Origin of the sequence: Prosthecobacter sp., from assembly GCF_049294395.1 — a bacterium.
Classification (GTDB): Bacteria; Verrucomicrobiota; Verrucomicrobiia; order Verrucomicrobiales; family Verrucomicrobiaceae; genus Prosthecobacter.
On record NZ_JBAQCR010000131.1, the window covers coordinates 1 to 10,311 of the forward strand.

At 59.7% G+C, this 10,311-nt stretch carries 7 protein-coding genes; 4 read left to right on the forward strand and 3 right to left on the reverse strand.

What is annotated here, in order from left to right:
* The 3 genes from WAW39_RS08565 to WAW39_RS08575 form a co-directional block, all read right to left on the reverse strand.
* Positions 1-240, reverse strand: a 240-nt coding sequence (locus WAW39_RS08565) for an acyltransferase family protein (RefSeq protein WP_422317783.1), incomplete at its 3' end; no start/stop codon positions are given.
* A 145-nt stretch (positions 241-385) separates the two neighbouring features.
* Positions 386-3,889 carry a DUF1553 domain-containing protein gene (locus WAW39_RS08570; RefSeq protein ID WP_422317785.1) on the reverse strand — a complete coding sequence of 1,168 codons (3,504 nt, stop codon included), beginning with the start codon at positions 3,887-3,889 and terminating at the stop codon, positions 386-388.
* A 63-nt stretch (positions 3,890-3,952) separates the two neighbouring features.
* Positions 3,953-4,921, reverse strand: a complete 969-nt coding sequence (locus tag WAW39_RS08575) for a heparan-alpha-glucosaminide N-acetyltransferase domain-containing protein (RefSeq protein ID WP_422317787.1) — start codon at positions 4,919-4,921, stop codon at positions 3,953-3,955.
* Positions 4,922-4,998: 77 nt separating this feature from the next.
* Here WAW39_RS08575 and WAW39_RS08580 point away from each other — a divergent pair, with 77 nt between their 5' ends.
* From WAW39_RS08580 to WAW39_RS08595, 4 genes are all read left to right on the forward strand, one after another.
* Complete coding sequence (locus tag WAW39_RS08580) at positions 4,999-7,581, forward strand: CehA/McbA family metallohydrolase (protein WP_422317789.1); 2,583 nt, start codon at positions 4,999-5,001, stop codon at positions 7,579-7,581.
* The gene (cdd, locus tag WAW39_RS08585; RefSeq protein WP_422317791.1) at positions 7,581-7,967 is read left to right on the forward strand and encodes a cytidine deaminase; all 387 of its coding nucleotides are present in this window, start codon (positions 7,581-7,583) and stop codon (positions 7,965-7,967) included. Before WAW39_RS08580 ends, cdd begins: the two co-directional genes overlap by 1 nt.
* Positions 7,968-7,977: 10 nt before the next feature.
* Complete coding sequence (locus WAW39_RS08590) at positions 7,978-8,847, forward strand: D-hexose-6-phosphate mutarotase (protein ID WP_422317793.1); 870 nt, start codon at positions 7,978-7,980, stop codon at positions 8,845-8,847.
* Between the two features lie 177 nt (positions 8,848-9,024).
* The gene (locus tag WAW39_RS08595) at positions 9,025-10,308 is read left to right on the forward strand and encodes a phenylacetate--CoA ligase family protein (RefSeq protein WP_422317795.1); all 1,284 of its coding nucleotides are present in this window, start codon (positions 9,025-9,027) and stop codon (positions 10,306-10,308) included.
* The last annotated feature ends 3 nt before the right edge of the window (positions 10,309-10,311 follow it).

The following is a 10,311-nucleotide window of genomic DNA, read 5'->3' on the forward strand; positions in this document are numbered from 1 at the left end:
GATGCGCCGCTCCCAAAACTGCGGCATGCTGAATGAGCCTTCCGCCATCTCCCGGACAATGAGTGAGGTGATCACATAGCCGGAAATAACAAAAAAAACGTCCACTCCCGCAAAACCGCCCGGGCAACCAAGCTTGGCATGATAGATAAGCACTTGCAGAACTGCCAGAGCTCGAAGGCCATCAATGTCCGGGCGGTATTTAAAGGCGGGCTGGCTGTGTGTGCTTGCAGAAAGGGTCATGTTTGAACGGATCCAAGGGCACTAAACCTAGGCCTTAACATCCGCAATTTTTTGCAAATTGTTTTTTTCAGAGGTGCCCATGCCCCATCGAATCACAGGGGCGCTAAAACACAGGACGGATAAATCCAAGGCTCATTTCATGCAATCAGTGATTAAACACAAACTCCGCCGAATTCAGCAAACTCCACAGCACATCTTCAATCGCTTGCTGCCGGTTCGCGACACCGACATCCAGAGCCTTGCCCGCAATCGCCACTTCTTCGGCAGTGGGCAGGCGTGAGTAGCAGGCGAGGTAGAGCTCCTCCATGATCTGTTCCGGCTTGAGATCGCTTTTTGCCAGCCTTGTCACGCGGCCCTTGCTGCTGGTGAGCATCTCCTGCAGCTTCGTCGAATTCATCAGATGCAGCGCCTGCACCACGCTGGGCTTGGCATCACGTTCGCAGGGGCATTCGGAGCTGGCATTGGGGCGGCCAAAGGCGTCCATGAACTGGCTTTCCAGCTTGTGATTCCACGTCTGCTTCGCCAGCGCATCAGCCGGCATGCCGGAGAAAGTTTCATGGACCTCGGTGACTTCACACACGGCATCCAGCAACGTTTCCGCAGGCAGACGGCGGCGGTAACTGCGGCTGTAGTTTTTCAAATCAGCAATGTTTGTCTCATTCGGCATGCTGCTGAGGCGATAAGTCTGCGACAGCATGATGTTGCGCATGAGGTGCTTCAAATCGTAACCGTTCTTCACGAAATCCTGCGCCAGCCAGTCCAGCAGCGGCCCGTTGGTTGGCGGGTTCGAAGCGCGAAAATCATCCACAGGATCGACGATGCCGCGCCCCATAAAGCTTGACCACACGCGGTTCACAAGGGCAGGCGCAAAGTAGGGGTTGTGCGGATCGGTCATCCAGTCCGCCAGCACCGCGCGCGGATCCTGCGTTTCGGCGATGGTGATCTCCTTGTCGGCTGGCGGGCGCGGCTTCAGCGTGGCCTTGGTGACCGGGTGTTCGATGCCCGCATTACCCGGCGCAAACCACATCTGCTCCGGCTCACCACTGATCGGCGCGGAGATCCCCTGCCCCTTGCGCTTCATCTGCGTGAAGAACGCCGCCATCTGGTAGTAATCGGTGAGATCCCACTTCTCCGTCGGATGATGGTGGCACTTCGCACATTCAAGACGCACACCGAGGAAAATCTGCCCGATGAACGTGGCGGCATCCACTGGCTCGCGTTTGTCACGCCAGATCGCCACAGGTCCGTCCTGATGTGTGTTGCCCTGCGCCGTGAGGAGTTCGCGCACAAAGCGGTCCCAGGGCTTGTTCTCGCGGAAGCTTTGGCGGATCCATTGATCCAGCAGATAGACCGGCTTCACACCGACGCGTGAAGGATTCGGGCGGATCAAGTCCCCCCATTTGATGGCCCAGTGATCGGCCCACTCGGGGCGCTGCAGCAGCGCATCCACCCATTGCTCGTACTTCTTGGGATCCTTGTTCGCCGCAAAGGCGCGGGCTTCGTCCACCGTTGGCAGCATGCCGATGGCATCGAGCGTCGTGCGGCGAAGGAACTCCGCATCCGTGCAGGTATCACTGGGCAGATGGCCGAGCTTTTGCAGGCGCGCATACACGAGTTTGTCGATCTCATTGCGCACGGTCAGCTTCGCGTAACGTTCGGGTGGCAGCAGCTTGTCCGCAGGCACTGCCACGCGTGAGATGGCCACCTGCCCCATGTAACGCGCCACGATGACCGTCTCGCCGCTTTCGTTTGTGGTCTTCATGTGACCTTCTTCATCCACCGCAGCGATGGATTTCTCGGAGGAAATATAGTCCGTCAGCCCCGTCACATCGCGCGTCGTTCCATTGCTATACTTCGCCGTGACCTTCAAGGCACCCGCTTCATTTTTGCGATACGTCTTTTCAGCAGGCACCACCTCGATGCCCGTGAGCGCAGGCTGTCCCGGCGTTTCATACGGCATGCCCTGCCGAATCCATTCCGCGATGGTCTTCGCCGACTCGGAGTCCGGCTCAAACCGCTGCCCGCCCTCATGCTGCACGCGCACCACAGACTTTTGCAGCAGCAGACTGTCTTCCGGCAATGCGGGGAACACACGACGCCCGCGCGAGTCCTTCACCAGTTCCATGTAGTCACCCTTCGGATCGAAGGCGAAAATGGAAAGTTTAAAGCCCGCCTGTCCGGACGACTTCGCATGACAGCTGCCCAGATTGCACCCTGCTTTGCTCAGCACCGGCAGGATGTCCTGTGTGAAGGAGAGCGCCTTGGGATTCGGCGCGGCAGGCGCAGCCGCTGGGCCGTTCAGCTTCGTGACCTTCTGCTTCTCATCGATCAGGAAGACATCGCCCGCATCGGTGGCAGCATAGACATTCTTGCCATCCGCCGTCATCACCGCCGCATTCGGCACGTCTTCGAGAGTGCCGATCTTCTTGTCCGTCCCCGAGGTGAAGGCAAGACGCACTCCATCATGCGCCTTCAATTCCGTGACGCCATGCACGCTGCCGTTGTCATTGAAATACGTCAGCTTGGTGGAGTCTGGCGACCACAGCAGCGCGTTCACAGGAGAAGTTTTGTCTCCCAGCAGCATGATCATCTCCTTGCTGGCGATGTCCCAGACTTTCAAATCCTTGTCCGCGCTGCCAGTGGCCAGCCACTTGCCATCCGTGCTGAATCCCAGCGCCACGATGTGCCCCACATGGCCCTCGATCTTGGCAGTCTCCTTCAGCGTCGTCGCATCCCACACCTTGGCCTGATTGTCTGCACCGCCAGTGGCGATCTGTTTGCCATCGCGGCTCATGGCCAGGCTCAACACATTGTCCGCATGCGCCTCAACTGTCTGCGCAGGTTTCGGCTCACCGAGCTTCCATCGGTGTAGCACACCCTTCAGGCTCGTAGCCCCATCGGCCAAAATCAGCGTGGCATTGTCCGGCAGAAACACTGCACCCGTGACACGCCCTTCCAGCGGCACTGTTAATGTATGAGCAATCACCCAAGGCTGTTCTGTAGTCCCGGCTTTAGCCGGTTCTGGAACTTTCCACACCAACACCGTCCGATACCCACCCGCCGCCAACAGCGAGCCATCCGCATTCCAAGCCAGCGACTGCACCACATCCTTATGGCCTTCCAGCGTCGCCACCACCGGCGCATCCTTCGCCGTTACATCACGAATCAGCACCCGATTGCCACGCCCCACAGCCAGGCGTTTGCCATCCGCGCTCAGCGCCATCGCCGCAGCGGGTGTGTGACTCGCAGGCAGCGCCGTGAGTTTGTCCGCAGGCGTCAGCTCGCCGAATTTCTTCAGCGCCGCATCATCCCAGGGCGCACCCGCATTCACCCAGGCCTTGAGCAAATTGATCTGCTTCTCCGGCATCTGCTTCTTCGGCGGCATGTGCGCATCGCCCGGATCATTCAGGGCTTTGATCAAGGCGCTGTGATCCGCATCTCCGGCGATGGCGGCACCATTTTCGCCCCCCTTCAGGGCCAGTTCACGCGTCTCCAGCGACAGTCCGCCCTTCTTCTTCTCCGCATTGTGGCAGCCGAGGCACTGCGTCTTCAGCAGCCCCATCGCTTGTGCAGGGTGCACCTTCGCCACCTCCGCAGCGAGCGAGGAGGTGAACAGGATGAAAGCAAGAACGTGGCGACTTTGGATCATGGTTAGGCTCAAACTACGCCCTAAACGGCAACGCTCTTGCCATTGATCCTCAACGTGCCCCCGCTATCGCCGAATCTTTCGCCGCTCGTTATACCACCCCAAACCCAGCGAAACGACAAACAGCCCTACAAAAATCCAAAACACCACCCACAGCGGCTGGGTCATACCGATGAGAAACTGCAAGGGCAGCCGCGGCAGCGGCACCGCATGAATCAGCAGCAAATGCACCACATACAGCAGCAGCGATTCACGGCCCGCCAGTCGCAGCCAGCCGGTAGCAGCGCTGAGGCGGTCCGCCACGCAGGCCACCAGCACAGCGGCCATCATCACCCAGCCGAGACGTTCCAGAAAGAACTCCGGCTGCCCTCCCGGCCATGGCGAGTACGGCTGCGCAAAGGCCAGAAGCGCGCCCAAAATGAAGACCACCGCAGCTTGGCGGCCCACCTTGCCGTCCCAAAGCCAACGCGTCAGAAATCCAGCGAGCCCGAAACCCACCCACGGAAACAGCGCAAAGAGCGAGCCTTGGTTGCGGTTGAAATACTGATCAATTAACAGCACCCCCGTGTGCCAGCTCTCCGCCGACTTTTGCAGTCCCACAAAGAAGACCAGCATCATGGCCACCACCACCTGCCTCCACCGGCCAAAGCGCTCCGCCAGCAGCATCAGCATCCCACTGATGGCCAGACAATGCAGCACATTCACCGTGCACGCCGCACGCCACCCTTGCGCATGGAACAGATCCAGCCACGGAACATACATCAGGTAGCCGATGAGCAGCACCATCAGCAGTCTTTTCAAGGCAGGCAGCGCAGGCTTCGGCGCCGCCGATGTCACATGCGCCCGCACAAATCCGGCGATCCAGAAAAACGCCGGGGCGATCAGTCCGTGGTAATACGTAAGCTCGTGATACCACGCTGTATGCTGCAGCCGGGCGTCGAGAAACGTGTTCGCCGAATGCGTCCAGACCATACCCAGCACGGCCAGACCACGGAAGAGATCGAGCCACAGGAGGCGTTTGCTAGGAAAAGACACGCGCTAAACTAACTAAATTGTTTCCGTTCACAAGATGTCACTCCGAAGTCCGTTGGTTACAGCTTTCGCTCCCAACCATGAAGTCAGCCATCCTGCTCTCCCTCCTCATCGCAAGCTCCGTGCCTGCCGCCGAAGTTTTTGAAGCCGCGCTCGGTCGTGAAACGGAACTGCCCCAGGGCAAGGAGGCGGACGGCATCCTGGGCGATTTCATCCTCCGCAGCGACAAAGTGGAGGCCGTGATCTCGCAGAACTCAACCGGTCGCAAAGCCAACATGAGCACCTTCTATGGCGAAGATGGCGTTACCCCAGGCTGCCTCTATGATCTCACCCTGCGCGGTGCCAACAACGACCAGCTCGTCGTCTATGGTCCCTGTGGCCACGGCCCCGTGAGCTATGTGAAAATCCTCGACTCAAAGGAAAAGAGCGAGGCCGCCGTGGAATCCGTCACCACCGCCGCAAAGAACGGCGGTGTATATAAGAGGCATGAATACCGCGTCCAAGACGGCACGCAGGGCATCTTCATCACCACCACACTGCGCAACGAAACCGAAAAGCCGCAAAAGGTCTTCACCAAATCGGACCTCACCCGCTTTGATGTCACCGGCATGACGACGGACGGCATTTTCTGGACCGATGCCATCAATCCCGCCCACAAGTGCGGCTACGCCGTCGGCACACTCAACGTCACCGGCACGGAAAAAGTCGAAGACACCCTGGAACTAGCACCCAAACAGGAAGTCGTCATCTCACGCTTCTTTGCCGTCGGCACCTCCCCTGCGCAGGCCGTGGGTGAATTCCGTTCTGTCAAAGGCGTCAAGTTGGGCAGCGTGGACGGACTGATTCTGGATGCCAAAAACAAGGGCATCACCACAGCCAGGATCGTGGTTCCCGAGGGTGCAAAAGGCATTCCAGCCTACCCCGATGCCGAAGGCAAATTCAGCCTCAAGCTGCCGCAGGGGCCAGTGGAATTGCAGATTGAAGACCTGGGACGCCCTCAGGCCAAGATTGCTATCACGGTCGGCGAAGGCGCAGCACTCACCCCCAAGGTGATCCTGACGGACGCCGCCTGCATCCGCTTCGCCATCTCCGACGAATCCGGCAAACCCATCCCCTGCAAAGCGCACTTCGCCCCCCTCGACCAAGACGCACCCAAACTGGATTTCGGCCCCAAATGGCGTGCGCATGGCTGCGTGGATCAGTACATGAGCGAAGACGGTCAGTTCACCCAGCAGCTGCCACCCGGCAAATATCGCGTCGTCGTGGTGCGTGGCCCTGAGTACTCGCATCTGGAGCAGGAAGTCACCGTCGAAGCTGGCAAAGAGTCCGTCTTCAAAGGCACACTCAAGCGCGTGGTCGATACGAAAGGCTGGATTAGCGCCGACTTCCACAATCACAGCACCCCCAGCGGTGACAACGTCTGCGACACGGACGGCCGCATTATCAACATCGCCGCAGAAAACTTGGAATTCACTCCCACCACAGAGCACAACCGCTTTTACGACTGGGAGCCCACCATCAAGGCACTCGGCCTCGAAGCCCACATCAAGACCGTCAAAGGCGTCGAGCTCACTGGCAGCCGCCAGCATCTCAATGCCTTCCCCTTTGAGCCCGATCCCCTCAAGCAAAATGGCGGTGCGCCTGATTGGAATGACGATCCACGCATCACCGTCCTCACCCTGCGCCGCTGGCAGACCGAGCGCGCCGACCGCTGGATTCAGTTCAACCACCCCGACCTCTCCAACATGTTCGTTGACCGCGACAGCGACGGCATTGCAGACGGCGGCTTCGTCGGTGTTGGCAGCATGATCGATGGCACCGAATCCCAAAACGGCGCAGGCACAGACATCCTCGCAGACGCACCCTTCCGCCTCAGCCGCCCGGCGGGCTCTCTGGCCATGAAGGTCAGCGCCGTTCGCGAGTTCGTCTGGCGTCAGCTCTTGAATCAAGGCCTCCGCGTCACCGCCGTCGGTGTGGCAGATGCTCACTCCGTCTATGGCAATGGTGTCGGCTGCTGGCGCTGCTACCTTCCCAGCAGCACCGATGAACCCGCCAAGATCGACTGGGCTGAACTCTCCCCACATGCCAAGGCCGGCCACCTCGTGCTGAGCACCGGCCCCTTCCTCGAAGTCACCACGCAGAACGGCAAGATCGCCGGAGATGATGACCGCTCCACCGGCGGCATCGATCTCAAAGTGCGCGTGCAATGCACCGACTGGATGGACATCGACCGCGTGCAGGTTCTCGTCAACAGCCGCCCCGATCCCAAACTCAATTTCACCCGCGCATCCCACCCGCAGATGTTCAAGGACGGCGTGATCAAGTTTGATGAAAAAATCCACGTGCCGCTGCAGCATGACGCCCATCTCATCGTCGTCGCCATCGACGAAGACGGCGACCAAAAAATCGGCTACGGCACCAGCGACTACGCCAAGATCCGCCCCTGCGCCTACAACAATCCCATCTACGTCGATGCCGACGGCAATGGCTTCACCCCCAACGGCGACAACCTCGGCTTCGAACTCCCCACAGGAGGACTCAAGGTGGATGCCGTAAAAGAGAAACTCATGAAAGCCGGCTTGATCAAAGACGGCCCGCAACCTGCTTCTCCGACTCCAGCAGCACCACCCGCAGCCGAACCGAAGAAGAAAAAAAAGAAGTAATGCCCCCTGCCTCCACCCTCCTGGCAAGCGCCACCGCCGCCGCCGCGAAAGCCTACGCCCCCTACTCGCGCTTTCAGGTCGGCTGTGCGCTGCTCACGGCGCAGGGCAATCTCTTCACCGGCTGCAATGTCGAGAACGCGAGCTACGGCCTGACCATTTGCGCGGAGCGCAACACCATCTTCCGCGCTGTCGCAGAAGAGGGCCCCGGCATGAAAATCGCCGAACTCGCGGTGATCGCCATCGGGCATGAGTTCCCTCCCTGTGGGGCCTGCCGTCAGGTGATCGCAGAATTTGCATGGCCGGACACGTCCATTTGGTTTCTGCGCGATGGAAAACCAGTGGCAATGACGATGGCGGAGTTGCTGCCGGCGAGCTTCAGGATATGAGTGCGCCCGCATGACTCTCCCTCCTTCCGTTTCACTCATTGAAGAACCCGCAGGTTATCCCATCCTCGTCATCGAGCATCCCGCTGCGTCGGGTCGCATCGCGCTAAACGGAGCTCACGTCACCGATTGGATTCCCGAAGGACATGATCCCGTGCTCTTCATGAGCGCCGATGCGCTGTTGGAAACTGGAAAGCCCATCCGCGGTGGCATCCCTGTCTGCTGGCCTTGGTTTGGCCCGAACCCCACGGACAGCAGCAAGCCAGCCCATGGCTTTGTCCGCCAGATGTCGTGGGAGGTCGATGTGGCGCGTGAGACCACGGCAGGGGTCGACATCGTTCTCAAGCTGTCCGATTCCGCTGCCACGAAAGCCCTCTGGCCGCACGCTTTTTCAGCCAGGCTGCACGTCCACATGGGGGCCTCGCTGCAAGTGACGCTGCAAGTGACCAATACCGACTCCGCCGCCTGGACCATGACCGGCGCGCTGCACACTTATTTCAATGTAGAAGACGTGCGCAAAGTCGCCATCCATGGCCTGCATGGCACGCAGTACGTCGAAGGCCGCCTGTCACCCGACAAACGCCCGCAGCACGGCACCATCGTCATCGATCAGGAGGTGGACCGAATGTACATCTCCGACGCCACCGTCATCGTGCATGATCCGCTCTGGAAGCGCGAACTCGTCATCGAAAAAGCCGGCAGCCTCGCAACGGTGGTGTGGAATCCGTGGATCGAAAAATCCAAGCGCCTCGCCGATCTTCCCGATGAAGCCTACCCCGAGTTTCTCTGCATCGAAGCCGCCAACGCTGGCGAGGATGTCGTCACCGTGCAGCCTGGCCATGAGCATCTGCTGATGCAGCGCATCGACGTGAGGAAATTGTAGCTCCCTGTGGCGCTGAAAGCCACACAACGCGCCAATGACGAATGAATGTCGATGATCCTATGAGCGAAGGCATTTAAGACATTCGGATTTTCTTCATCATTCGTCATTCGGGTTTCGTCATTTGCTCAATCCACCCCGTTGCTTGACCCCGCTCCATGCCTCGCCATGTCTTGACGCGTGTCTGAGGGTCCTCCATTGATCGACCGGGTTCGTTTGCGCTCCAACCAGTGGCGCAAGCTGCGCTCCATCGTGCTCAATCTCGCCACCACGGACAGCTTCTACGGCAAGAAGATCCGCGAATGGCAGCTCAAAGTAAGCCGCCTCAATCGCGTGGAGGATTTCATCGCGCAGGTGCCCTTCACCACCAAGGCGGACATTCAGGCAGACCGCCTCGCAAATCCCCCTTTCGGCACCAATCTGACCCGGGCCATCAGCCAGTACACCCGCTTTTGCCAGACCAGCGGCACCAGCACAGGCGTCCCCATGGCCTGGGTGGACACTCCCGAAAGCTGGGATGCCATGCTCAAGTGCTGGCAGCGCGTCTTTGATGCCGCTGGACTCGTCAAAGGGCGCGACCGCATCTTCTTCGCCTTCTCCTTCGGACCGTTCCTCGGTTTTTGGACGGCTTATGAAGCAGCCGCAAAAGACTACCTCATCATCCCCACCGGCGGCATGTCCAGTCAGGCACGCCTGGAGGCCATGGCCCGCTATGGTGCCACTGTTCTCTGCTGCACCCCAACATATGCGCTTCGTCTGGGCGAATTGATCGGCGCACCCTCCGGCGTGGAACGCATGGGCCTGCGCATCAACAAGATCATCGTGGCAGGTGAAACCGGTGGCAGCGTGCCCGAGGTGCGCAAGCGTCTGGAGGAACTCTGGGAAGCCCGCATCTTTGACCATCACGGCATGACCGAAGTCGGCCCCGTCAGCTACGAGACGGAAGACATGCCCCGGCAGCTCGTGGTCATGGAGGAGGCCTACCTCGCTGAGATCGTTGATCCGCAGACAGGCATCGAAGTCGCCGACGGCGAATGCGGTGAGCTGATCCTCTCCACGCTGGACCGCACCGCCTGCCCGCTGCTGCGCTACCGCACCGGTGACTGGGTGAAAAAGAAACTTCATCGCGGCAGGTTGATGCTGGACGGCGGCATCCTCAGCCGTGTGGACGACATGATCGTCGTGCGCGGCGTGAACATCTATCCCAGCGCCATCGAAGCCGTGGTGCGGCAGTTCCCCGAAGTCGTCGAATACATGGTCGAACAGCGCAAGGTGGACGCCATGGACGAGATCGAACTGGTCGTCGAAATGGACGGCAATGTGGCGAAGCCGCTGCTCAAGCGTCTCGAAGCCAAGCTCAAAGACACCTTTTCCCTCCGTATTTCAGTGCGCCTCGCCGAGCCCAACACCCTGCCCCGCCATGAGTTCAAAGCGAAGCGCTGGCGCATCGTTCAAGCAGCCTGAACC

Coding starts and splice junctions, on each gene's coding strand:
- WAW39_RS08570 (WP_422317785.1), bottom strand. CDS start 3,889: ATGATCCAAAGTCGCCACGTTCTTGCTTTCATCCTGTTCACCTCCTCG.
- WAW39_RS08580 (WP_422317789.1), top strand. CDS start 4,999: ATGAAGTCAGCCATCCTGCTCTCCCTCCTCATCGCAAGCTCCGTGCCT.
- cdd (WP_422317791.1), top strand. CDS start 7,581: ATGCCCCCTGCCTCCACCCTCCTGGCAAGCGCCACCGCCGCCGCCGCG.
- WAW39_RS08590 (WP_422317793.1), top strand. CDS start 7,978: ATGACTCTCCCTCCTTCCGTTTCACTCATTGAAGAACCCGCAGGTTAT.